Annotated in this window: 24 protein-coding genes; 5 read left to right on the top strand and 19 right to left on the bottom strand. The window is 72.1% G+C overall.

Annotation, left to right across the window (positions count from 1 at the left end; all coding sequences use genetic code 11):
- Positions 1 to 24: 24 nt before the first annotated feature.
- From ispG to ACGH52_RS33375, 16 genes are all read right to left on the bottom strand, one after another.
- On the bottom strand, positions 25 to 1179 hold the full coding sequence (gene ispG / locus ACGH52_RS33450) for a flavodoxin-dependent (E)-4-hydroxy-3-methylbut-2-enyl-diphosphate synthase (protein ID WP_059297148.1): 1155 nt from the start codon (positions 1177 to 1179) through the stop codon (positions 25 to 27).
- Between the two features lie 4 nt (positions 1180 to 1183).
- Entirely contained in the window at positions 1184 to 2206 is a 1023-nt protein-coding gene (gene hpnH / locus ACGH52_RS33445) for an adenosyl-hopene transferase HpnH (RefSeq protein ID WP_059297149.1), read from the bottom strand.
- A 6-nt stretch (positions 2207 to 2212) separates the two neighbouring features.
- Positions 2213 to 2854: a 1-hydroxy-2-methyl-2-butenyl 4-diphosphate reductase gene (locus ACGH52_RS33440; RefSeq protein ID WP_059297150.1), complete on the bottom strand. Its 642-nt coding sequence runs from the start codon at positions 2852 to 2854 to the stop codon at positions 2213 to 2215.
- Complete coding sequence (gene shc, locus ACGH52_RS33435; RefSeq protein WP_076977430.1) at positions 2854 to 4896, bottom strand: squalene--hopene cyclase; 2043 nt, start codon at positions 4894 to 4896, stop codon at positions 2854 to 2856. Before shc ends, ACGH52_RS33440 begins: the two co-directional genes overlap by 1 nt.
- Positions 4897 to 5010: 114 nt before the next feature.
- Positions 5011 to 6075 (bottom strand): polyprenyl synthetase family protein, encoded by a 1065-nt coding sequence (locus ACGH52_RS33430; protein WP_059297152.1) that lies wholly within the window; start codon positions 6073 to 6075, stop codon positions 5011 to 5013.
- 68 nt (positions 6076 to 6143) lie between these two features.
- Positions 6144 to 7580: a hydroxysqualene dehydroxylase HpnE gene (gene hpnE / locus ACGH52_RS33425; RefSeq protein WP_399944833.1), complete on the bottom strand. Its 1437-nt coding sequence runs from the start codon at positions 7578 to 7580 to the stop codon at positions 6144 to 6146.
- Positions 7577 to 7735, bottom strand: coding sequence for a DUF6380 family protein (locus ACGH52_RS33420; RefSeq protein ID WP_076977428.1), 159 nt, complete (start codon positions 7733 to 7735; stop codon positions 7577 to 7579). Before ACGH52_RS33420 ends, hpnE begins: the two co-directional genes overlap by 4 nt.
- Complete coding sequence (hpnD, locus tag ACGH52_RS33415) at positions 7735 to 8685, bottom strand: presqualene diphosphate synthase HpnD (protein WP_171987506.1); 951 nt, start codon at positions 8683 to 8685, stop codon at positions 7735 to 7737. The genes ACGH52_RS33420 and hpnD overlap by 1 nt, the downstream gene beginning before the upstream one ends.
- The gene (gene hpnC / locus ACGH52_RS33410) at positions 8682 to 9584 is read right to left on the bottom strand and encodes a squalene synthase HpnC (RefSeq protein WP_399944829.1); all 903 of its coding nucleotides are present in this window, start codon (positions 9582 to 9584) and stop codon (positions 8682 to 8684) included. Before hpnC ends, hpnD begins: the two co-directional genes overlap by 4 nt.
- A 359-nt stretch (positions 9585 to 9943) precedes the next feature.
- Positions 9944 to 10732 (bottom strand): ABC transporter ATP-binding protein, encoded by a 789-nt coding sequence (locus ACGH52_RS33405; protein ID WP_193777824.1) that lies wholly within the window; start codon positions 10730 to 10732, stop codon positions 9944 to 9946.
- Positions 10725 to 11654: an ABC transporter permease gene (locus ACGH52_RS33400; RefSeq protein WP_399944826.1), complete on the bottom strand. Its 930-nt coding sequence runs from the start codon at positions 11652 to 11654 to the stop codon at positions 10725 to 10727. Before ACGH52_RS33400 ends, ACGH52_RS33405 begins: the two co-directional genes overlap by 8 nt.
- A 99-nt stretch (positions 11655 to 11753) precedes the next feature.
- Positions 11754 to 12626: a glycosyltransferase family 2 protein gene (locus ACGH52_RS33395; RefSeq protein WP_121703812.1), complete on the bottom strand. Its 873-nt coding sequence runs from the start codon at positions 12624 to 12626 to the stop codon at positions 11754 to 11756.
- 8 nt (positions 12627 to 12634) lie between these two features.
- Positions 12635 to 13414: a CDP-alcohol phosphatidyltransferase family protein gene (locus ACGH52_RS33390; protein ID WP_171987504.1), complete on the bottom strand. Its 780-nt coding sequence runs from the start codon at positions 13412 to 13414 to the stop codon at positions 12635 to 12637.
- Complete coding sequence (locus ACGH52_RS33385) at positions 13392 to 14453, bottom strand: iron-containing alcohol dehydrogenase family protein (RefSeq protein ID WP_059297159.1); 1062 nt, start codon at positions 14451 to 14453, stop codon at positions 13392 to 13394. The genes ACGH52_RS33390 and ACGH52_RS33385 overlap by 23 nt, the downstream gene beginning before the upstream one ends.
- Positions 14441 to 15193, bottom strand: coding sequence for a sugar phosphate nucleotidyltransferase (locus ACGH52_RS33380; protein ID WP_121703813.1), 753 nt, complete (start codon positions 15191 to 15193; stop codon positions 14441 to 14443). The genes ACGH52_RS33385 and ACGH52_RS33380 overlap by 13 nt, the downstream gene beginning before the upstream one ends.
- The gene (locus ACGH52_RS33375; protein ID WP_399944821.1) at positions 15190 to 17007 is read right to left on the bottom strand and encodes a DUF5941 domain-containing protein; all 1818 of its coding nucleotides are present in this window, start codon (positions 17005 to 17007) and stop codon (positions 15190 to 15192) included. Before ACGH52_RS33375 ends, ACGH52_RS33380 begins: the two co-directional genes overlap by 4 nt.
- 477 nt (positions 17008 to 17484) lie before the next feature.
- On the opposite strand from ACGH52_RS33375, the gene ACGH52_RS33370 reads away from it, so the two are divergent.
- Together ACGH52_RS33370 and idi are read left to right on the top strand one after the other, a co-directional pair.
- A complete protein-coding gene (locus ACGH52_RS33370; RefSeq protein WP_059297162.1) occupies positions 17485 to 18423 on the top strand; it encodes a cation diffusion facilitator family transporter in 939 nt (312 codons plus the stop codon).
- A gap of 244 nt (positions 18424 to 18667) precedes the next feature.
- Positions 18668 to 19261 (top strand): isopentenyl-diphosphate Delta-isomerase, encoded by a 594-nt coding sequence (gene idi, locus ACGH52_RS33365; RefSeq protein ID WP_076977422.1) that lies wholly within the window; start codon positions 18668 to 18670, stop codon positions 19259 to 19261.
- 1 nt (position 19262) lies between these two features.
- Here the strand turns inward: idi and ACGH52_RS33360 are convergent, their stop codons facing one another.
- The gene (locus ACGH52_RS33360; RefSeq protein WP_059297164.1) at positions 19263 to 19715 is read right to left on the bottom strand and encodes an ATP-binding protein; all 453 of its coding nucleotides are present in this window, start codon (positions 19713 to 19715) and stop codon (positions 19263 to 19265) included.
- Positions 19716 to 19910: 195 nt separating this feature from the next.
- Here ACGH52_RS33360 and ACGH52_RS33355 point away from each other — a divergent pair, with 195 nt between their 5' ends.
- Complete coding sequence (locus ACGH52_RS33355; protein ID WP_399944816.1) at positions 19911 to 20666, top strand: enoyl-CoA hydratase/isomerase family protein; 756 nt, start codon at positions 19911 to 19913, stop codon at positions 20664 to 20666.
- On the opposite strand, the gene ACGH52_RS33350 is transcribed toward ACGH52_RS33355, so the two are convergent.
- Together ACGH52_RS33350 and ACGH52_RS33345 are read right to left on the bottom strand one after the other, a co-directional pair.
- Complete coding sequence (locus ACGH52_RS33350) at positions 20653 to 21288, bottom strand: DJ-1/PfpI family protein (RefSeq protein WP_210974790.1); 636 nt, start codon at positions 21286 to 21288, stop codon at positions 20653 to 20655. The two genes, ACGH52_RS33355 and ACGH52_RS33350, sit on opposite strands and share 14 nt — an antisense overlap.
- 62 nt (positions 21289 to 21350) lie before the next feature.
- A complete protein-coding gene (locus ACGH52_RS33345) occupies positions 21351 to 22331 on the bottom strand; it encodes a GlxA family transcriptional regulator (RefSeq protein WP_399944813.1) in 981 nt (326 codons plus the stop codon).
- A 114-nt stretch (positions 22332 to 22445) separates the two neighbouring features.
- Between ACGH52_RS33345 and ACGH52_RS33340 the strand changes: the two genes are divergently transcribed.
- On the top strand, positions 22446 to 23315 hold the full coding sequence (locus ACGH52_RS33340; RefSeq protein WP_171987503.1) for a hypothetical protein: 870 nt from the start codon (positions 22446 to 22448) through the stop codon (positions 23313 to 23315).
- A 107-nt stretch (positions 23316 to 23422) separates the two neighbouring features.
- Positions 23423 to 23554: an LPFR motif small protein gene (locus tag ACGH52_RS33335; protein WP_010042827.1), complete on the top strand. Its 132-nt coding sequence runs from the start codon at positions 23423 to 23425 to the stop codon at positions 23552 to 23554.
- Positions 23555 to 23632 lie beyond the last annotated feature (78 nt).

Raw genomic sequence — 23632 nt, 5'->3', positions numbered from 1 at the left:
CTCGGGCCCCCTTCGGTCCGCGTTTCAGCTCACGGTGACGGCCGGCTCCCCCGACGCGCCGTCCTTCTCCATCTGCTCGGCTATCCTCATCGCCTCCTCGACGAGGGTCTCCACGATCTTCGACTCGGGGACGGTCTTGACGACCTCGCCCTTGACGAAGATCTGCCCCTTGCCGTTGCCGGAGGCGACGCCGAGGTCGGCCTCGCGGGCCTCGCCCGGACCGTTGACGACGCAGCCCATGACGGCGACGCGCAACGGCACCTCCATGCCCTCCAGGCCGGCGGTGACCTCCTCGGCCAGCTTGTACACGTCGACCTGGGCGCGGCCGCAGGACGGACAGGAGACGATCTCCAGCCGGCGTTCCCTGAGTCCGAGCGACTGGAGGATCTGGATGCCGACCTTGATCTCCTCGACCGGCGGGGCGCTCAGCGACACCCGGATGGTGTCCCCGATGCCCTGGGAGAGCAGGGCGCCGAAGGCGACGGCCGACTTGATCGTGCCCTGGAAGGCGGGCCCGGCCTCCGTCACCCCCAGGTGCAGCGGGTAGTCGCACTGGGCAGCGAGCTGCCGGTACGCCTCGACCATGACGACCGGGTCGTTGTGCTTGACCGAGATCTTGATGTCCCGGAAGTCGTGCTCCTCGAAGAGCGAGGCTTCCCAGAGGGCGGACTCGGCGAGCGCCTCGGGGGTCGCCCTGCCGTACTTCTGGAGCAGGCGGCGGTCCAGCGAGCCCGCGTTCACGCCGATGCGGATCGGCGTGCCGTGGTCCTTCGCCGCCTTGGCGATCTCCTTGACCTTGTCGTCGAACTGCTTGATGTTGCCCGGGTTCACCCGGACCGCCGCGCAGCCCGCCTCGATCGCGGCGAAGACGTACTTGGGCTGGAAGTGAATGTCCGCGATCACCGGGATCTGCGACTTCTTCGCGATCACGGGCAGCGCGTCGGCGTCGTCCTGCGTGGGGCAGGCCACGCGGACGATCTGGCAGCCCGACGCCGTCAGCTCGGCGATCTGCTGGAGCGTGGCCCCGATGTCGGACGTACGGGTGGTCGTCATCGACTGCACCGACACCGGGGCCCCGCCCCCGACCGCCACCGGCCCGACCTGGATCCGCCGCGACACGCGCCGCTCGGCGATCGGCCGGACCGGTACCCCGGGGAGCCCCAAGGGGATGGCGGTCATGACGTCACTCCCGGTTCGAGGAGACGGTCTCGCGCATGGCGCGCAGGGACTCCTTGAGCGAGCCCATGGTGGCCAGGACGGCGGTGGGCTCGTAGCCGCAGTGCGCCATGCAGTTGTCGCAGCGCGGGTCCTTGCCGCGGCCGTACTTGTCCCAGTCGGTCTCCTCGATCAGCTCCCGGTACGTCGGGACGTATCCGTCGCTCATCAGGTAGCAGGGGCGCTGCCAGCCGAAGAGCGAGTAGTTGGGGATCGCCCAGGCGGTGCACGGGAAGTCGACCTTGCCCTCGAGGAAGTCGAGGAACAGCGGGGAGTGGTTGAGCCGCCAGCGGGCGCGGTTGCCGCCCGAGAAGGCCTTCCTGAACAGCTCGCGGGTCTGCTCCACGCCCAGGAAGTGCTCCTGGTCGGGCGCCTTCTCGTAGGCGTAGGCGGGCGAGATCATCATCTCGTCGACCTTGAGGTCGTCGTTGAGGAAGTTGAGCACCTCGACGATGGTCTGCGGGGTGTCGGTGTTGAAGAAGGTCGAGTTGGTGGTCACCCGGAAGCCGCGCCGCTTGGCCTCCTTGATGGCCTCCACGGCCTCGTCGAACACGCCCTCCTTGGCCACGGACTCGTCGTGCCGCTCGCGCAGTCCGTCGATGTGCACCGCGAAGGCGAAGTACGGCGAGGGCGTGAACTTGTCCATCTTCTTGCGCATGAGCAGCGCGTTGGTGCACAGGAAGACGTACTTCCGCTTGGCCACCAACTGCCGGACGATCTCGTCGATCTGGGGATGCATCAGGGGCTCGCCGCCGGCGATGGAGACCATCGGCGCACCCGACTCGAGCACCGCCCCCACGGCCTGCGCGACGGGCATGCGCTGCTTGAGCACGCCGGCGGGGTGCTGGATCTTCCCGCACCCCTCGCACTTCAGGTTGCAGGCGAAGAGCGGCTCCAGCTCCACGATGAGCGGGAACTTGTCCCGTCGGCGAATCTTCTGTTCGGCCAGGTATGTAGCGACCTTGATGGACTGGCGCAGGGGCATGGCCATCTGGGCTCACCTCCGGGGGAGCAACAAAGAACGGTGCCATTCGAAAAATGCGGGAAGAACGGATCGAAGAACACGGAAAGCCGATATTCCACCGCGTACGGTGCCGATCCGGACGAGTTCGTGTTCTGGAGCGTCCACGACCACTCGGACGGCCGCAACGGGGCGCGGGCCCGTGCGGACGGCGCTCAGGAGCGTGGCCGCGGACTCCATGTCCACGGCGATCGCGCCGGTCGCGAGCAGGTCGGCGCGTTCGGGGCCGCGGACGACGTGGTCCGAGCCGGTCAGCGGCCCGGTGTGGACGGTGCGCCCGGGGACGGCTCGCGCGAGTTCCTTGACGAGCCGGTCGGTAGCGACGCAGGCGACGGTGGAGCGGGGGTCCCGGGTCTCCTCGGCGACGACCAGGTCGCCGGGGTGCATGCCGGGGGCCAGTCCCGCGCAGAAGCCGGTGGCGAGCACGGCGGCGGACTCGAGCGCCGGGTCGGCGAGGACCCGGGTGACCGAGCGTTCGGCCGCCTTCGGGCCCATGCCGGTGCGCAGGACGGTGACCGGCCCGCCGGCGCCACTGCGGTCGCCGGTGCGCAGGGCGAGGTGCTCGATGCCGAGCGCGCAGGCGATCAGCAGCGGGGACGGGCCGGTCCGCGGGGTCATCAGCTGCCCTTCACCTCGGCCGTGGCGGGCTCGGTGGGGGCCTGGGCGCCGCGGGGCTTCTTGGCGAAGGGCTCCCCGTGGACGTAGCGGCCGAGCGCGGTGAGCGGGAAGACCTGGCGGTAGAGGTGGTAGTTGATGGAGAAGTCCCAGGGGAAGCCGGTGCCGGTGAAGTAGGGCTCGTCCCAGGAGCCGTCCTCCCGCTGGGTGGCCGCCAGCCACTCGATGCCGCGTTCCACGGCCCTGGACTCCCGCTCCCCCGCCGCCAGCAGGGCCATCAGCGCCCAGCCGGTCTGCGAGGCGGTCGAGGCGCCCCGGCCGCTCCATTCCCGGACGTAGCGGTAGGAGCGCAGGTCCTCGCCCCAGCCGCCGTCCTCGTTCTGGACGGACTCCAGCCAGCGCACCGCGCGGCGGATGGCCGGATGCGAGGTGGGCAGCCCGGCGGCGGTCAGGGCGGGGATCACGGATCCGGTGCCGTAGACGTAGTTGACGCCCCAGCGGCCGAACCACGAGCCGTCCGCCTCCTGCGCGTCCAGGAGCCACTGGATGCCGCGGCGGGTGCGCGGGTCGTGGGCGAGGCCCTCGACGGCGAGCATCTCGACGACGTGCGCGGTGACGTCCGCGGACGGCGGGTCGATGACCTCGCCGAAGTCGCAGAACGGCAGCCGGTTGGGGAAGGCGCTGGTGTTGTCGACGTCGAAGGCGCCCCAGGCGCCGTTCTTGGACTGCATGCCGAGGTTCCAGCGCACCCCGCGGCCGATGGCCTTCTCCACCCGCTCCGGGTCGTGGTGCTTGACCCGGCGCAGGGCGAGGACGACCTCGGCGGTGTCGTCGATGTCGGGGTAGTTGTCGTTGTGGAACTCGAACGCCCAGCCGCCGGGCGGGAGTCCGGGGCGCTTCACCGACCAGTCGCCGGGGCGCACGATCTGCTCGCCCAGCATCCAGTCCGAGGCCTTCACCAGCTGCGGGTGGTCCTCGGGCACGCCCGCGTCGGCCAGCGCGATGGTGGCCAGGCAGGTGTCCCACACCGGGGACTGGCACGCCTCGATCATCCGGGCGCCGTCCTCGCGCCACACGGCGAAGCGGTCCAGGGACTCCAGGCCCGCGCGCATCACGGGGTGTTCGAGGTCGTAGCCGAGGAGGTAGAGGGCGATGACCGAGTAGACGGCCGGGGGCTGGATGCCGCCCCAGCAGCCGTCGTTCTCCTGCCGCTCGATGATCCAGCGGGCGGCGCTGTTCATCGCGGCCTTGCGCAGGCGGCGCGGGGCGACCTTGCGGTAGGCGTGCAGGGCCTTGTCGATGCGCTGGAAGGCGCCGTCCCAGCTCGCCGCCGGTGCCAGCGGGCGCGGCGGGTTGGGGCGGGCCGGGTCGGTGTGCAGTTCGTCCAGCGGGAAGGGCGCGGGGCGCACCGGCCGCTTCGCGGAGACGATGGTGAGCGGCACGATGGTCTGCCGGGCCCAGCAGCCGAAGTCGTAGATGTTGAGCGGGACCCAGGTGGGGAAGTAGATCAGCTCCGGCGGGAGTTCGGGCAGGTCGTCCCACTTCCACCAGCCGAACAGGGCGAGCCAGATCCGGGTGAAGACCCGGGCGGAGGCGATGCCGCCGCGGGACCTGATCCACTCGGCGGCCCGCGCCATGTGGGGCGCGTCGGGTGAGTCGCCGGCCAGGCGGAGGGCGACGTAGGCCTCGATCGTGGTGGACAGTTCGCCGGGGCCGCCGTAGAAGGTGGCCCAGGTGCCGTCCTCGCGCTGCTCGCCGCGGATGAACAGGGCGGCGGCGCGGGTGGTCTCCTCGTCCTGGATGCCCAGGAACTGACGCAGGAGCAGGTCCTCGGCGTCCATCGTGACGTTCGTCTCGAGGTCGCCCTTCCACCAACCCTGGGCGTCCTGCTGGGAGAGCAGGAAGTCGGTGGCGCGCCGGGTGGCGCGTGCGGCGGCTTCTGGTACCCCGGCCGCCACGGCGGGGATCGTGATGTCGGTGTCGCTGGCCGAGGCTGCCAGGGGCCTCAGGGAGGCCCCGGTGCTTCCGTCGGTCGTCGCTGTCATGGCTTCCCCTTCGTGCAGTGTGCGTGGTGCGTCTGCTGGGTCCGCCGTCGGCCGGTGCTCGTGTCTCCACGACACCGGCCGGCGACTACGCGAGGGCTATTCGACCGATAATGATCATCTCTTTCGTACGACGACGAAGTCCGCGAGTGCCGTGAACCGGTCCCGCACCCGGTCGGGCATGTCGACGGCGTCGAGGGCTTCGATGGCGATGGTGTGCTGGCGACGCGCCTCGTCGGCGGTCCACTCCCGCCCGCCCGCTTCCTCGATGAGGGCGGCACGGGCCGCGAACTCCTCCTCCGAGAAGTTCGCGAAGTCACTGGCCTTGGCGTCGGCGGCGAGGATCTCGCCGAGCCGCTCGGAGGCGGGCCCCCCGGCGGCGAGGGCGGCGACCACCGGCAGCGACTTCTTGCGCTGGCGCAGGTCGCTCCAGGTCTGCTTGCCGGTTGCGTCCGGGTCGCCCCAGATGCCCAGCAGGTCGTCGACGGCCTGGAAGGCGAGGCCCAGGTGGTAGCCGTACTTCTCCAGGGTGTCGGCGGTGCGCTCGTCGGCGCCGCCGAGCACCGCGCCGATGGAGCTGGCGGAGGCGAGCAGGGCACCGGTCTTGTTGCCCTCCATCTCCAGGCACTCCTCGACGCTGACGCGGTCGCGGTGCTCGTAGGAGATGTCCTGGGCCTGGCCGTCGATCAGGGAGCGGCTGGCCTTGGTCAGGCGGCGGGTGGCCCGCCCGGCCTCGACGGTGCCCAGTTCGAGCAGCACCTCGTTGGCCAGCGCGAACAGCGCGTCGCCGACCAGGATGGCCTGGGCGGGGCCGTGCACCTTCCAGACGGTGTCGCGGTGGCGGCGCTGCTCGTCGCCGTCCATCAGGTCGTCGTGCAGGAGGGAGAAGTTGTGCACCAGTTCCACGGCCACCGCGCCGGGCACGCCGACCTCGGGCGCGGCACCGGTCACCTCGGCGGAGAGCACCGCGAGCGCGGGGCGCACGGCCTTGCCGCCGTCACCGTCGGCGGGGTTGCCCTGGGCGTCGATCCAGCCGAAGTGGTAGGCGGCGACGGTGTCCATGGGAGGGGCCAGTCGGTCGACCGCCGCCCGCAGTACCGGCGTGGCCAGGGTCCGGCCGCGCTCCAGCAGCGCGGTCACGTCCACCGTGGTCCGTCGATCGGCCTTCGGGGCCGGGGGCACAGTGGGCACAGTCTTTCCTCCAGTTGCGGTGCCGGGAGTGCGGGAGTCGGTCCCGCGTGGATCGGCTTTCACGCCGCCTCCCCGAAGAAGTCGGGGAGGCGGCCGCGGGACCGGCCCGGGGTGCCGAGCGCGGCGGTCGCCGCTCCGACACCGCTGCGAACCGCACTCTCCATGGTCGCGGGCCACCCGGTGGCGGTCCACGCTCCGGCCAGGTAGAGGCCGGGTGCCTTGGTGCGGGCGCCGGGCCGCAGACGGCCGACGCCGGGGGCGGGGGCGAACGTCGCGGTGCGCTCCCTGGTCACGAAGAAGTCCTTCACCTCGGCACCCCGGGTGCGGGGCAGCAGCCGCTCCAGTTCCGGCAGGTACCGCTCGCGCAGCGCGGCCACGGGCTCGTCGATCTCGTTCTGCGCCGTCGACTGGGACAGCGCCAGGTACTGACCCTCCTTCAGCCCGGAGGCCTCGGTACGGTCGAAGACCCACTGCACCGGGGTGCCGAGGGCCGTGACGAACGGTGCGGCGAGCACCTTGCGGTCGTAGATCACGTGGATGTTGAGGATCGGCGCGGTGCCGATCCGCAGAAGATTCTCCGGGGCGTCCAGCGCGCCGTCCGGCAGCAGGTCGTACGCCTCGCGCTGGGGCACGGCGAGGACGACCGCGTCCGCTTCGAGCGTCTCGTCGGGAACCTGAACGCTCCAGCCGCCGTTCTCGTTTACGGAGACGGAGGTGACGCGTGTACGGACCTCGGTACGGACGCCCGCGGAGTCGAGCGCCTTGCGGGCCAGCCGGTCGTGCAGTTCGCCCAGCGGGACGCGGGCCCACCCGATGTCGGCCGCTCCCGGGTCGGACAGCAGACCGGTCTTGAACACCATCGCGGCGAGCCCCAGCGAGGCGTCGCCCGCGACCGCGTTGAGGGTGGCGACCCCGACCAGGTCCCACAGGGCCTCGACGGCGCGCGCCGACTGACCGTGCGCGGTCAGCCAGCTGCCGAAGTCCTGGGTGTCCAGGGTCGGATCGGCGAGGTCGAGCCCCTTGAGCGCGAGCGCGGCCCGCCCCACCGAGGCGCGTTCGGCGAGGGAGAGGTGCGGGTACGCGGCGAGGCTGCGCCCCAGATGCAGGGGGACGGGCAGCGCGTCGCGCCGCAGTCTGCCGAGCCGGTTGCCCTCGGCCCGCGCCAGGTCGACCACGGGCACGTCGAGACGGTCCTGCACCGGTGCGAGCGCCGCTCCGCCGATCCGGTCGAGGAACCACCGGTAGGCGGTGCAGCAGCGCAGGTACACGTGCTGGCCGTTGTCGACGGTGAGGTCGCCGCGCTGGAAGGAGAAGGCGAGCCCGCCGAGGCGCGGGCGCCCTTCGAGCAGGGTGACGCGCACACCGGCGTCGGCGAGTGCGAGCGCGGTGGTGACCCCCGCGAGTCCGCCGCCGACCACGACGGCGTGCCCGCCGGGGCCGAGGGACGAGACGTCCGCGGGCGCTCCGCCCTCGCGCGTGCCGTTGCCCTGCGTCATGGTGCGCCCTTCCCTGTCCGGTCGCCGTGGTGTGTGAACGGCGTACGGCAGACCGTCTCAGTCAGGGACGCCGACCGCCACCGGAGGGTTGCCCGCCACTGTCCGCCGGTGGTTCCGTACGGGCCCTGGGTGTCGAGTGTGCCCGGTGTGTCCATCAGGCGCGCCTCCTGACGGCCCGCCGGGTGACGTGCCGGGTGTCGAGGCCGGACAGACCGCGCACGGCGACGTACGCCTTCTCGCGTCCCGGCAGGGAGACCCTGCCCCGCAGCACGGCCTCGGGGTCGCGCTCGATGCGGTCCAGGAGGCGGCGGTAGATGCCGGCCATGGCGGCCACGCAGGCGCCGCTGCGCCGGTCGAGCATGGGCAGCAGCCGGTAGCCCTCGGCGAAAAGGGCGCGGGCCCGACGCACTTCGAAGTGCACGAGGCCCGCGAAGTCGGAGCCCTCGGGTGGGGTCGGGCCGTTGAATCCGGCCGAGCAGCCGAACTTGGCGAGGTCGTCGGCGGGCAGGTAGGTGCGCCCACCCTCGGCGTCCTCCCGGACGTCGCGCAGGATGTTGGTGAGCTGGAGCGCGAGACCGAGCGTGTCGGCGTACTCGGGCGCGCGCTCGGCGCCGCGCGCCCCCGGTTCGGTGCCGAAGACGCCCAGCGAGAGGCGTCCGATGGCGCCCGCCACGCAGCGGCAGTAGACCTTCAGGTCGTCCCAGGTCTCGTAGGTCTCGCCGCGCAGGTCCATCTGGACGCCGTCGATCAGCTCGTCGAGGCCGCCGAGCGGGATCGGGAACTGCCGGGCCGCGTGGGCGAGAGCGACGGCGACCGGGTCGGTGTCGTCCTCGTCGACCGCGCCGTCCTGGATCCGGGCGAGCACGCCCCGGGTCTCGTCCAGCCGGGCGACCTTGACGTCGTCCGCCAGCACCCCGTCGCCGATGTCGTCGACCCGGCGCGAGAACGCGTACAGCGCGGACATCGCCCGCCGCTTGGGCGTGGGCAGCAGCCGAATGCCGTAGGCGAAGTTGCGTGCCTGCTGACCGGTGACGGCCTCGCAGTAGCTGTAGGCGGCGAGCACCGGTGCCGACATGTTCGCTGGCGACTCCACGGACCCGATCACCCCTCTCCTCGCAGGACCACGCCCGCCTCGCGCAGCAAGAGGACCTTGCCTGACTTGGGCGGGCCGGGAAGTACGTCGTGATCCGCCGCGGCGATCGCACGGAGCGCCGCCCTCCCACCCGCCACGAAGCCCGCCAGGAGCAGCCGCAGCCTGCCGTGGACGCTACCCACCAGGGGGGCTCCTTCATTCAGCAGGTCGCGGGCGCGCCCGGCCTCGTAGGCGATCAGGGCGCGCACGGACGCGTTGGCGGTGGGCGCGGCGAGGTCCGTCTCCTGGACGTGGAAACGTTTCATGTCCTCGGCGGGCAGGTAGACGCGGTCGCGACCCAGGTCCTCGGCGACGTCCTGGAGGTGCTCGACGATCTGCAGGGCGGTGCAGATCTCGTCGGAGCGGCGGATACGTTCCGGCGTCGAGGTGCCGGTGACGGCGAGGACGAGACGGCCGACCGGATTGGCGGACAGCTCGCAGTAGGCGAGGAGGTCGTCGTAGGTCTCGTACCGTGCGACCAGCTGGTCCTGGCGGTTGGCGGCGATCAGGCCGAGGAAGGGCTCGGGGGTCAGCGCGCGGCGGCGCACGGTGGGCACCAGACGGCGCAGCAGCGGGTGGCGGGGGGTGCCGTCGAAGACCCTGCGCAGGTCCTCCTCGAAGGCGTCCAGCATCAGCAGGCGGTCGTCGGCGCGGTCCTCGAGGACGCCGAGGAGGCGGGCGTCCGCTCCGCCCGGGGCGAGGTCGCCGTCGCCGATGTCGTCGACGAGGCGGGCGAAGCCGTACACGGCCATCAGGTCGGTGCGCCAGGCGCGGGGCAGGAAGAAGGGGGCGACGGGGAAGTTCTCGTCGGCGGCCTTGGCGAGGGTGCCGCGCTCCGGGTCGACGGCGTGCGCCGTGCCGGCGGCCGTCATCGCGGGCTGCCCTGGGCGGGGACGGCGCACGCTTCGCGGAGCTGGGGAGTTTCCGTCGCCATTGCCGTCACATCTCCCGTTCTACACTGCCGACCCAATGCACACTATTTCGGACACGCCGCCCCGCCACCCGCGCGGCAGGCCCGGTCGAGGGTGTCGGGCATTATCGCCCCATGTGCCGCGTTTCGGGACCGGTACAGCTTACGTTGTACAACTCACGGGCGTCCGTCGGGGTGCACGGCGCATCACAACAACACACCGATTGACTTCAAGATTCCTGAGAACGCCAGGAGTTGACGTTTCCTTTGCAAACGCGGGGCCTCGCCGGAACAGTTCCGGCGAGGCCCCGGCGTGTCGGGCTACTTGCCCGTGAACTTCTCGTACTCCTTGAGCACCTCGTCGGTCGGGCCGTCCATGCGCAGCTCGCCGCGCTCCAGCCACAGGACCCGGTTGCAGGTGTCGCGGATGGACTTGTTGTTGTGGCTGACCAGGAAGATGGTGCCGGCCTTCTTCTTCAGTTCCCGGATGCGCTCCTCCGAGCGGGTCTGGAACTTGCGGTCGCCGGTGGCCAGGGCCTCGTCGATCATCAGGACGTCGTGGTCCTTGGCGGCGGCGATGGAGAACCGCAGCCGGGCCGCCATGCCGGAGGAGTAGGTGCGCATCGGCAGGGTGATGAAGTCGCCCTTCTCGTTGATGCCGGAGAAGTCGACGATGTCCTGGTAGCGCTGCTTGATCTGCTCGCGGCTCATGCCCATGGCCAGTCCGCCGAGGATGACGTTGCGCTCGCCGGTCAGGTCGTTCATCAGGGCCGCGTTCACACCCAGCAGGGAGGGCTGGCCGTCGGTGTAGACCTTGCCGCGCTCGGCGGGCAGCAGGCCGGCGATGGCCCGCAGCAGCGTCGACTTGCCGGAGCCGTTCGAGCCGATCAGGCCGATGGCCTCGCCCCGGTACGCGGTGAAGGAGACCCCGCGCACGGCGTGCACCTTGCGCACGCCCCGCGCCGCGTCGTCGGAGCCCCTCTTGAGCATGCGGCTCAGGGCGGCGGTGGCGCTGCCCTTGCCGGTCCTGGCGCCGTTGACGCGGTAGACGATGTGCAGTTCGTCCGCGATGACCGTCGGCACCCGCTGGTCCTGCTGCTGCTCAGCCACGGCCGTACCTCTCCTCCGCCTTCCAGAAGTACACGAAGCCGCCGACGGCGAGGACCACGGCCCAGCCGAGCGCGACCGCCCACACGTGCGGCGGCAGGTTCTCGGAGCCGTACCCGTCGATCAGCGCGAAGCGGATCAGGTCCATGTAGACGGCGGCCGGGTTCCACTGGAGCACGTCGGCGAGCCAGGTCGGCTTGTCCTCCAGCATGATCGGGATGGAGAACATGACGCCCGACGCGTACATCCAGGTCCGCATGATGAACGGCATCAGCTGGGCCAGGTCCGGCGTCTTGGCCCCCATGCGGGCCACGATGAGCGCCAGGCCCATGTTGAACAGGAACTGCAGGACGAGCGCCGGCAGGACCAGCAGCCAGGACAGCGAGGGGTAGCTGCCGAAGCCGATGACCACCGCGAACATGACGATCATCGAGGCCAGCAGCTGCTGGAGCTGCTGGAGCGCGAAGGAGATGGGCAGCGAGGCGCGCGGGAAGTGCAGCGCCCGCACCAGTCCGAGGTTGCCGGAGATGGCGCGCACGCCCGCCATCGCGGAGGACTGGGTGAAGGTGAAGACGAACACACCCGTCACCAGGAACGGGATGTACACGTCCTTGGGCATGCCCTTGCCCGCGTTGAGGATCAGGCCGAAGATCGCGAAGTAGACGAACGCGTTCAGCAGCGGGGTGGCCACCTGCCACAGCTGGCCGAGCTTGGCCTGGCTGTACTGGGCGGTCAGCTTCGCCTGGGAGAAGGCGAGGATGAAGTGCCGCCGCCCCCAGAGCTGACGGACGTACTCCATGAGGGAAGGTCTGGCACCGCTCACGGACAGCCCGTACTTGGCGGCGAGCCGGGCCGGTGTGAGGCCCTCGTCGGGCGACACGGGCTTGGCCATGGCGACCGTGCCGTCGTGCGTTGTCTCACTCACTGGTGGAAACTCTCGTCTTCGAAAAATGCTCGGCCGTGCGGGCCTGGCATGGACCTGGTGGCCCCGGTCGGGGCCGGAACGCTCTCGGGTACGAGCTTGTCAGATCACCGGGGGGCGGCCCAGCCGGGTCAGGCGCCACACCGTACGCCACCGCATGGGCCGGCGGGGACCGCACGGGGTGGCCCAGCCCTCGCGGAACCCGCCGAACCAGGCCTTCAGCGCAGGTCGCGACGGGCGGCGCAGCAGGGTCAGCAGCATCCAGACGCCGAGGTAGACCGGGACCAGGAGCGCGGGGAGGTTGCGGCGAGCGAGCCAGACCCGGTTGCGGGCGACCATGCGGTGGTAGACCGCGTGCCGGGACGGCGCGGTCGTGGGGTGGTTGAGGACCATGTCGGCCCGGTAGTCGATCATCCAGCCCGCGTCGAGGGCCCGCCAGGCCAGGTCGGTCTCCTCGTGGGCGTAGAAGAACGCGTCCGGCAGCCCGCCGACCTGGGTGAGGACACGGGTGCGCACGGCGTTGGCGCCGCCGAGGAAGGTGGTGACCCGGGAGGAGCGCATCGGGTCGGAGGCGCGCAGCCGCGGGACGTGCCGGCGCTGGGTCTCGCCGGTCTCCGGATCGGCGATGCGGAAGCTGATGATGCCCAGCTCGTCGTCGGCGGTGAAGGCCTCGCGGCACAGCTCGGCGGTGTCGCTGCGGGCGAGCAGGCCGTCGTCGTCGAGGAAGAGCAGGATGTCGACGTCGCTGCCGCCCGGGCCGAAGGCCTCGATGCCGACGTTGCGGCCGCCGGGGATGCCCAGGTTCTCGGGCAGCTCGACGGTGCGCACGCCGTCCGGCACCTCCGGGACCGGCGAGCCGTTGCCGACCACGACGACCTGGACCGGGTCGCCGTCCTGCTTGGCCACCGAGTCGAGCAGGGCACGCAGCTCCTCGGGGCGGTTGCCCATCGTGATGACGACGGCGCCGACCTTCATGGGCGCGCTCACTTCAGCCTGCTGGAGGCGAGGACGGACACCAGGTGCAGCAGGGTCTGCAGCAGCGCGATGCCGGCGAGCACGGCGGTGCCGAGGCGGGTGAAGAACAGGTCGCCGCGCGCCTGGTCGACGATCGCGAGGACCAGGATCAGCAGGGACGCCTCGATGCCGAGGATCAGCCGGTGGAACTTGAGCGCTCCGGCGGCCCGGCGGGCCAGCGCCATGCCGGAGGAGCGGATCTCGGAGGCGGCCTCCTTGACCGGGGGCATCCCGTTCTGGTGCCGGGCGACACCCACCAGGTCGGTCTCGGCCTTGATCAGGATCGCGCCCAGGGCGGCCAGGGTGCCGAGGAACGCCCACAGCCAGTCGATGCGTCCGGTGCCGAAGATGTCGGCGGCGCGCAGGCCGAGGCCGACCAGGACGGCGGCGTCGGTCAGGTAGGCGCCGACCCGGTCCAGGTAGACGCCGCCGAGCGAGTACTGCTTGCGCCAGCGGGCGATCTCGCCGTCGACGCAGTCCAGCAGCAGGTACAGCTGGACCGCGACCACGCCGAGCACCGCGCCCCAGATGCCCGGCACGAGCAGTGCCGGGGCCGCCAGCACGCCGCAGACGGTCATCAGGTACGTGAGCTGGTTGGGCGTGATCCTGGTGTTCACCAGATAGCGGTCGATCCGCAGCGAGACCTCACGCATGTAGAGGCGTCCCGCCCAGTGCTCACCGCTGCGCCGGTCCTTGACCCCCGCGGGATGGACGACCGGGCGTAGTTCAGCTACCGATGGCCTTGACATAGTCGGCGTACAGGTCCTTGATCTGGTCGGTTTTCAGGTCGAGGTGCTCGAGGATCGTGTAACGGCCGGGGCGCGTCTGGGGGGCGAACTCCACGGCCCGGAAGAACTCCTCGGGCGTGAACCCGATCTCCTCGGGCAGCACCGGCAGCCCGTGCCGCCGCAGGACCCCGGCCATGTGGGCGGACTCCTCGTGGGCCCCGCGCAGGTACATCGCGAAGGCCGCGCCCAGGCCGCACTGCTCGCCGTGGGCGGCCGCGCGCTCGGGGAAGAGCAGGTCGAAGGCGTGGTTGATCTCGTGGCAGGCGCCCGAGGACGGCCGCGAGTCGCCGGAGACCGACATGGCGATGCCGCTGAGCACCAGCGCCTCGGCCAGCACCTGGAGGAAGTCGTTGTCGCCGATGCCGCCGGGGTGCCGGAGCACGGCCTCACCGGCCTGGCGGGCCATCGCGGCGGCCAGGCCGTCGATGCGCTCGCCCTTGACGCGGTTGGCCAGCTCCCAGTCCGCGATCGCGGAGACGTTGGAGACGGCGTCGCCGATGCCGGCGCGCACGAAGCGGGCCGGGGCCGCGCGGATGACGTCCAGGTCGATGACGACGGCGATCGGGTTGGGCACACCGTAGGAGCCGCGGCCCGCGTCGTTGTCGAGGGTGGCGACCGGGGAGCACAGACCGTCGTGCGCGAGGTTGGTCGGCACGGCGACCAGCGGCAGGCCGATGCGCGCCGCCGCGAACTTGGCGCAGTCGATGATCTTGCCGCCGCCGAGGCCGACGACCGCGTCGTAGTGGCCGCCCTTCATGGCACCGGCGAGCTTGATCGCGTCGTCCAGGGTGCCGCCGCCGACCTCGTACCAGTCGGCGCCGGGCAGGGACGGGGCGACGCGGTCGCGCAGCCGGGCGCCGGAACCGCCGCTGACGGCGACGGCGAGCTTGCCGGAGTGGGAGACGCGCTCGTCGGCGAGCACGCCCCCCAGGTCGTCGAGGGCACCCGCGCGGATGTCCACGACGACCGGCGACGGGATGAGCCTCGTCAGTACTGGCACGCGATCTCCCTGCCCTTGGCGAGGTCGTCGTGGTTGTCGATCTCGACCCACTTGACGTCGCCGATCGGCGCCACGTCGACCTTGAAGCCGCGGTTGACCAGCTCCTGGTAGCCGTCCTCGTAGTACAGCTGCGGGTCGCGCTCGAAGGTGGTCTTCAGCGCGTCGGCCAGGTCGGCGGCGGCCTCGCCCTCGATGAGGGTGACGCCGATGTACTCGCCGGTCGCCTCGGCCGGGTCCATCAGCTTGGTGATGCGCTGGACACCCTTGTCGGGGTCGACGACGACCTTCATCTCCTCCTCGGCGAGGTTCTTCACCGTGTCGAGGGCGAGGATGATCTTCTTGCCGTCGCCGCGGGCGGCGAGCAGGGTCTTCTCGACGGAGACCGGGTGCACGGTGTCGCCGTTGGCGAGGATCACGCCGTCCTTGAGGGCGTCACGGCCGCACCACAGGGAGTAGGCGTTGTTCCACTCCTCGGCCTTGTCGTTGTCGATCAGGGTGAGCTTGACGCCGTACTTCCGCTCCAGCTCCTCCTTGCGGTCGTACACGGCTTCCTTGCGGTAGCCGACGATGATCCCGACCTCGGTCAGGCCGACCTCGGCGAAGTTCGCCAGGGTCAGGTCAAGGACCGTGATGCTGTCCTCCGCCCCCTCGGGGCCGACCGGCACCAGTGCCTTGGGCAGGGTGTCGGTGTAGGGACGCAGACGCCGGCCGGCGCCGGCCGCCAGCACGAGGCCGATCATGCGGGTTCTCCTTCGTCGTGTACGGCGGGTGCGCCGACCTTGTGGGCGGCGACCCAGAAGCGGATGCTCTCGACGAGCACCACGAGTGCCACGGCCACGGCGAGGACCGTGAGCGCGACCTTGAACTGTGTGGCGGTGAGCAGCACGGCCAGCACGCAGATCACCAGCGTGCGGCCCTCGTGCCCCCCGATCGTCCGCACCAGCCACTGCGGCGGCGCACCCGCGTCGCCGCGGATGCGGTAGACCGTGTCGTAGTGATGGTAGGCGACCGCGGCCACCAGCCCGAAAGCCGCCGGAAGGGCCCCGTTCACGTCGGCTTTCGCGGCCAGTACCAGGACGGTGAGGTACTCGGCGGCCCGGAAGAACGGCGGGACCAGCCAGTCGAGGGCGCCCTTCAGCGGGCGGGCGACGGCTAGGGCCGAGGTCAGCACGTAGACGATCGCGGCGACGAGCGGCCAGGGGCCGCCGAAGTCGGTGAGGGCGGCGGTGGCGACGACGGCCGCCCCGCCGAGGAGGGCGACGGCGGGGGCGGTGAAGCCGGGCAGTCGGCGGGCGGCGGTGCCGAGGCCCCTGGCGGCGGCCTCGGCGAGCGGTCCCGAGTCGGCGAGGTCGGCCAGTGCCTTCGCCGCCCGGTCGGTGCGCACGGCCTTGCGGGTCAGCGAGCGCAGGACGCGGCCGGCGGTGGTGTAGGTCGCGGAGAACGCGCAGCCGATCAGCAGCGCGTAGAAGGTGATCCGGGGCGTGGTGAGCGCGGTCAGCACCGCGATCATGGCCCAGCGTTCGCCGATCGGCAGCACGATCATGCGGCGCACCCAGACCGTCCAGCCGACGCTGTCGAGCTTGTCGGAGAGGGCGGCGGTGGGGCTGGTGTTGGCCGAGGCGTCGTGATTGGCCTCGTTGAAGGAGAAGTCGACGACGTGGCGACAGGTCTGCAGGACCATCGCGCCCAGCGCGAGGGCCCATACGTCGTCGCCGCCGCGGGCGGCGCCGAGGGCGAGGCCCGCGTAGTAGGCGTACTCCTTGGCCCGGTCGAAGGTGGCGTCGAGCCAGGCGCCGAGCGTGGAGTACTGGAGGGAGTAGCGGGCGAGCTGTCCGTCGGTGCAGTCGAGGACGAAGGAGGCGATGAGCAGGACTCCGGCGGCGACGAAGCCCGCGCGGGTGCCGGTGGCGGCGCAGCCCGCCGCTATGAGCGCGGTGATCAGCGAGGCGGTGGTGACCTGGTTGGGCGTCAGCCCGCGCCGCGCGCACCAGCGGGCGATGTAGCGGGAGTAGGGGCTGATGAGGAAGGTGGTGACGAAGCCGTCGCGGGCCTTGACCGCCGACTTCAGGCGTACGGCCTCGTCGTCGACGGCGGCGACGGCCTGCCGTGCCTCGTTGCGGGCCTGCGGGTCGGCGGGGACGGCGGCGACGAGGCTGCCCAGCTCGGGGCGGTGCACGTCGGCGCCGTCGGCGTCGAGGGCGGCGGTGATCCGGTCGGCGAGGCTGTCCACTGCCAGCGCGGTGCCGCCGCCCGCGGAGTTCTCGCGGGCCATCGCGCGGGTCAGTGCCTGGCGGGCGGCCGGCTGGGCGGTCACGGCGCCCGGGATCGCGGCGAGCGGGAAGCGGGGGTCGGTGAGGCCCAGGCGCAGGGCGTGCGGGTGGCCCACGAAGCGGGCGTCGACCACGGCGACCCGTTCCTCGCCCGGGGCCCGGGCCAGGAGGGTCTCGGTGTCGGCGGCACCCGAGGCGAGGTGCACGTCGAAGCCCAGGGACCGCAGCTCGCTCTCGATCGACGAACCGGGGACCGGCTGACCGGTGAGGATGGCGGTCGGCAACCGAACTCACTCCCTGGTGCCGGCGCCTGGGCGCCGGGCCTGTGCATGGTGGAGCGCCCGTGCCTGGGGCACCCGGGCGGCATGTCGGCAGAGGTTATCGGATGCCGGGAACGCCGTGTTCACCGCCCGTTTCACGGTCGGTCGACGCCGCTTGCTCCCGCCTTTGCCGCGATCATCATCGTGGATGCGGGGCCCGCCCCACAAACCGCGCTCCCAGACCGGGCATCGCGGACATCGCACTGTGTCGACCCTCGTGCGCACAGCGTCAGGGCACCCCTCGGCGACGGTGTGCGCCACCCGGCGGAAGCCGCTCCTCCAGATGCCTTCCAGCGCCCTGACCTGCGGAACGTTTTCGCAGGTCAGGGCACATGACAACGGTGTTCAGTGCCGCGTTGCCCGATACCCCCTACCCGTAGTTGACTGTCATCCGGGCGCCGGGACTCCGGACGCCGGGACACACAGGGAGGCGGCTTTCCCATGGGGGCTGGGCACGATCACGGGCACGCGCACGGGGGCCACGCCGGCGGGACGGCGACGGCCGCCTACCGGGGCAGGCTGCGGGTGGCACTGGCGATCACCCTCACCGTCATGGTCGTCGAGATCGTCGGCGGGCTGCTCGCCGACTCGCTCGCGCTGATCGCCGACGCCGCGCACATGGCGACGGACGCCCTGGGGCTCGGCATGGCCCTGCTGGCCGTTCATTTCGCGAGCCTCCCGCCGAGCGACCGCCGCACCTTCGGCTACGCCCGCGCCGAGATCCTCGCCGCCCTGGCCAACTGTCTGCTGCTGCTCGGCGTCGGCGGTTACGTGCTGTACGAGGCGATCGACCGATTCGTCACGCCGGCCGACACCGCGGGCGGTCCGACCGTCGTCTTCGGCGCGATCGGCCTGGTGGCGAACATGGTGTCGCTGTCGCTGCTGATGCGCGGGCAGAAGGAGAGCCTGAACGTGCGGGGCGCCTTCCTGGAGGTGGCCGCGGACGCGCTGGGCTCGCTGGCGGTGATCGTCTCGGCGCTGGTGATCCTGGCCACGGGCTGGCAGCAGGCCGACCCGATCGCGTCGCTGCTCATCGGCCTGATGATCGTGCCGCGCACCTGGCGCCTGCTGCGCGAGACCCTCGACGTGCTCCTGGAGGCGGCTCCCAAGGGCGTGGACATCGCCGAGGTGCGCGCCCACATACTGGCCCTGGACGGGGTCGAGGACGTGCACGACCTGCACGCGTGGACCATCACCTCGGGCATGCCCGTGCTCTCGGCGCACGTGGTGGTGGACGGCGACGCGCTGAACGCGATCGGCCACGAGAAGATGCTGCACGAGTTGCAGGGCTGCCTGGGCGACCACTTCGACGTGGAGCACTGCACCTTCCAGCTGGAGCCCAGCGGTCATGCGGAGCACGAGGCCCGGCTCTGCCGCTGAGCCGGGGCGCCACGGCGGACGATGGGGGCGCGCACGCACCGGCGCGCGCCGCCGATCGCTCCAGCGGCAGGGTTCCCGGAGCCCGACCCCGGGAACGATCATCCATCGGGCCCCTGCTCGGTGCCCGACCGGCCGCCCCGGTGCCGACGCGGGCACGCGGGACATGCGGGTGCGCCGGGAAGTGCCGAGAGTGCCGGATTCGTACGGCACACTTGGGGCGCGAGGACCGATGTGAAGGATGGGTATGCCGATCACTCCTGCCACCGCGACGCCCAGCTCGTCGAACGGCACCGCAGACGCGATTTTGCTGGAACTGGTCGACGAGAACGGCGTGACGATCGGCACCGCGGAGAAGCTCTCCGCGCACCAGCCCCCGGGGCGGCTGCACCGCGCCTTCTCCGTGTTCCTCTTCGACGAGCGGGGTCGGCTGCTGATCCAGCAGCGGGCACTGGGCAAGTACCACTCCCCCGGCGTGTGGTCGAACACCTGCTGCGGTCACCCCTACCCCGGTGAGGCGCCGTTCGCCGCGGCGGCCCGGCGGACGTACGAGGAGCTGGGGGTGTCGCCGTCGCTGCTCGCCGAGGCGGGCACGGTGCGCTACAACCACCCGGACCCGGCCTCCGGTCTGGTCGAGCAGGAGTACAACCATCTCTTCGTCGGCCTGGTCCAGGCCGAGCCGCGCCCGGACCCGGAGGAGGTCGCGGGTACGGCCTTCGTGTCCCCGGCGGAGCTGACCGAGCGGCATGCGCGGGACACCTTCTCGGCGTGGTTCATGACGGTCCTCGACGCGGCCCGGCCGGCCGTACGGGAGCTGACGGGCCCGTCCGCGGGCTGGTGACCTAGGGTCTGCCGTGCTTGAGCGGCAGGGCGGCCCAGATCACCTTGCCGCCGCTCGCGGTGTGGGCCACGTCGCAGGCCCCGCCCGCCTCCCGGGTGACCTCTCGGACCAGGAGCAGACCGCGTCCGCCGGTGCGGCCGTGGTCGGTCTCCAGGGCGGTCGGGCGGTAGGGGTGGTCGTCCTCCACGGCCACCCGCACCCACTCGGGCCCGACGGCGACCTCCACGGCGAGCACCGGTGAGAGCACCGCCGCGTGCCGGACCGCGTTCGTGACCAGCTCCGAGACGATCAGCAGCAGGGCCTGCGTCACGTCGTCGGAGACCGGCACGCCCTGGCGGGTCAGCAGGTCGCGTACGGCGTGCCGGGCCTGCGGCACCGAGGCGTCCACGGCGGGGGCGGTGAACCGCCAGACTCCTTCGTACGGCAGCGGCCCGGTGGGCCCGGTCTCATCCATCGTCCGGTCGCCACCCCTGGGCTCGATTGTCACCACACCCCTGAGTGTTGGTAACGCACCGCGTCGCCCCGGAGACCTGAACACAAGTCATCAGGTATCGAGCGTTTTCTGATCGTTGACGCATGACACGAGACCGTTCCTGTTCCGGCTGCCCGGCCGCCGGCCGCGACAGGGCCGGTGGATAGCATCCGGTCCATGGAGCCGCAGCTGCTGCACCGGGTCGCCGACTCGGTCGCCACCGTCGTCGTCCACCACCCGGCCAAGCGCAACGCCATGACGGCCGCGATGTGGCGCACGCTGCCCCGCCTCCTCGACGACCTGGCCGCCGATCCCGGGGTGCGGGCGCTGGTGCTGACCGGTGAGGGCGCGACCTTCTGCGCCGGTGCCGACATCTCGACCCTGCGCGAGTCGGCCGAGGAGGCACAGGGGCTCGCGGTGCGGGCCGAGGAGGCCCTCGCCGCGTTCCCCAAGCCGACGCTCGCCGCGGTCCGGGGGCACTGCGTGGGCGGCGGGGCGCAGCTGGCGGCGGCGTGCGATCTGCGGTTCGCCGAGGAGACGGCGCTGTTCGGCGTGACTCCGGCCAAGCTGGGCGTGGTGTATCCGGCGTCCGCCACCCGGCGGCTGGTGGCGCTGACGGGGCCCGCCACCGCGAAGTACCTGCTGTTCAGCGGGGAGTTGATCGACGCCGCACGGGCACTGCGCACCGGTCTGGTGGACGAGGTGCTGCCGGAGGGCGAACTGGGCAAGCGGGTGGCGGAGTTCACCCGGGTACTGGCGTCCCGCTCGCTGCTGACCCAGGCCGCGGCGAAGGATTTCGCGAACGGGCGCACGGACCGGGACGCCCACTGGACCGCGCAGGCGCGCCGCAGCGGCGACACCGCGGAGGGGGTCGCCGCCTTCCTGGAGCGCAGGCAGCCGCGGTTCGGCTGGAGCGGGCCTACGTCAGGGTGAAGCGGTTGCTGGTGCGGAACTCCTCGACCAGACGGGCGGGCGCCTTCTCGGGCGAACCCGCGTCGTAGGGCGGCCGCGGGTCGTACTCGATGAGCAGCTGCACCGCCTGGGCGTGCTCGTCGCCGGCGATCCGGCCGACCAGGGTGAGGCCCATGTCGATGCCGGCGGAGACGCCGGCCGCGGTGACGTACTTGCCGTCGGTGACGACCCGTTCCCCGGTCGGTTCGGCGCCGTACCGCTTCAGGAGGTCCAGGGCCAGCCAGTGCGAGGTGGCGCGGCGGCCGCTGAGCAGGCCGGCGGCGCCGAGCAGCAGCGAGCCGGAGCAGACCGAGGTGGTCCAGGTGCTGGTGGCGTCGGCGGCGCGGAGCCAGTCCAGCAGGGTCTCGTTGTCCATCTGCGCGTCCTGGCCGGGGCCGCCCGGCACCACGACGACGTCCGGGGCGGGCAGGTCCGCCAGGGTCCGGTCGGCGGTGAGCGCCAGGCTCCCCGTGTCGTTGCGGACCGGGCCGGTCCGCTCGGCGACGAAAACGGTCTCGGCGCCCGGAACGCGGCTCAGGACCTCGTACGGGCCCACGGCGTCGAGGGCGGTGAAGCGGTCGAAGAGAACGATGGCTGTCTGCACGTGCTTCCTCTTTCGGTTCGGTCGCGCGGTCCGGTCGTACGGCAGGTCGGTGTGCCGGGGCGTCAGGGGACCGGCGCTGGTCTGAACCGGCGGCGGTACTCCGCCGGTGGGGTGCCGAGGGCCTTGACGAAGGCGCGGCGCATGGCCTCCGGCGTGCCGTAGCCGCTGGCCCGGGAGACCTCCTCGACGCCGTCGCCGGTGTCCTCCAGGAGCCGGCGGGCGTGTTCCAGACGGACCCGGTCGACGTACCGTCCGGGGGTCGTGCCGGTCTCGGCCTGGAAGGCGCGGGCGAAGTGGCGCGGCGAGAGGCTGGCGCGGGCGGCGAGGGACTCGACGCTCAGGTCGGCGCCGGGGTGCTCGGTGATCCAGTGCTGGAGCCGGCGCAGCGGCTCCCGGGCCGCGGTCTGGGCGGCGAGCTGGGCGCTGAACTGGGCCTGGTTCCCCGGCCTGCGCAGGAACACCACCAGGTGCCGGGCGACGGTCAGGGCGACGTCGCGCCCCAGGTCCTCCTCCACCAGCGCGAGGGCGAGGTCGATGCCGGAGGTGACACCGGCGGACGTGGCCACGTTCCCGTCACGGATGTAGATGGGGTCGGGATCGACGTCCACGGCCGGGTGGTCGCGGGCGAGGCGGCCGCTGTAGGCCCAGTGGGTGGTGACGCGGCGGCCGTCCAGCAGCCCCGCCCGGGCCAGCAGGATCGCCCCGGTGCAGACGGAGACCAGGCGTCGGGCGCCGGGTCCGTGCTCGCGCAGCCAGCCGATCAGGCGCGGATCGGGGTTCCGCGAGCCCCGGCCGCCGGGGACCACCAGGGTGTCCGGCTCCGGCAGGTCGCCGGTGAGCGCCTGGTCCGGTACGACGGTCAGGCCGCTGGACGTGCGCACGGGAGCCCCGTCCAGCGACGCCGTGCGGATCCGGTACGTGCCCGGCGTATGCCTCTCGGCGCCCGCGAAGACCTCCACGGGGCCGGTGACGTCGAGGCTCTGGACGCCGTCGAAGAGGAGGACCAGGACGGTTCGGCCGGTCGGGCCGGTGCGCTGTGCCATGCCGTCGATTCTTGGCCCCGCCGCCGCACGGCCGCAATGACGAGAACCCCTCCTTTCCTGCCATGGCTGCCGCGGACCCGGGGTACGTACTGAGCGGTTGGTAACGTGCGTGGCATGACAACTGCCGCCACCGACGCACGCGCGGGCCGCCGCTGCCACAACGCACTCAACTCGCTGCACTCCACGCACTACTTCTCGCCCGACCTGGGCCGGGAGCTGGGCGCCCTCGGGGTCACCGACGCCCCGGCCGTCAACTTCGCGGCGCGTGCCGCCGCGCTGGGCCCGGTGGGCGCCGGTGCCGTGACGGCGGCGTTCTACAACTACAAGCACGACCTCGTCGCCCGGCACGTGCCCGCGGTGTGGGAGAAGGTCACGCCGGAGCAGGCGCTGGCCGCACGCCTGCGCGCCGTCGACGCGACGCTGCGCCGACTGCTGGGCGAGGAGGCCGTGGCCTCGGCCGAGATGGCGGAGGCGGCCGAGCTGGCCCTGCGCGCCACCGAGGGCTGCACGCGCAGTGCCCGCCCGCTCTACTCGGCCCACGCGGACCTGCCCGTGCCCGACGCACCGCACCTGGCGCTGTGGCACGCCGCGACGCTGTTGCGCGAACACCGCGGCGACGGCCACCTCGCAGCGCTCCTGGCCGCGGGCCTGGACGGCCTGGAGGCACTGGTCACGCACACCGCCACCGGCAAGGGCCTGGCGCCGAAGTGGGTCTTCGGCACCCGGGGCTGGACGCAGGAGGAGTGGGACGCGGCCGTCGGCCGGCTGCGCGAGCGCGGGCTGGTCGACGCGGCCGGCGCACTGACCGAGGAGGGCACGGCCCTGCGCGAGGGGATCGAGCGCGAGACGGACCGCCTGGACGCCGCCCCCTACGCCCACCTGGGAGCGGAGGGCGTGGCGCGCCTGACGGAACTCGGGACGGCCTTCACGCGTACGGCGCTCGGTGCGGGCGCCTTCCCGGCGGACCTGCTCGCCGGGCGCTGACGACACGCCCGGGCTCGGACGGAGTGTACGGACAGGCATGCGAGGCCGCGACCGAGGTACCCGTAAGTCTCCCGGCCGGGGCGGCCGGGAAACGAAAGGGGCTACACGTGTTCCGTGCCATCGCAGATGTTCTGCGCCAGATCGGTGGAGCGATCGCCACCGTGGTGACGCTTCCCTTCCGGGCCCTGGCCCGGCTCTTCGGCGGGGCCTCGTCCTCCACCCGGAGCCGCAGGGTCTGACCCGGGCCCCTCTCGTCGGTCGCGCGACCGGCCCGGTCGGCGCCCTGATCCCCGATTGTCGGTGCCACCTGCCACAAT

Source organism: Streptomyces sp. BBFR25 (assembly GCF_044590125.1).
In the GTDB taxonomy this organism is placed as follows: domain Bacteria; phylum Actinomycetota; class Actinomycetes; order Streptomycetales; family Streptomycetaceae; genus Streptomyces; species Streptomyces canus_D.
The sequence above is the reverse complement of the archived record's forward strand: the minus strand, read 5'-3'. Positions and strand labels throughout refer to the sequence as shown.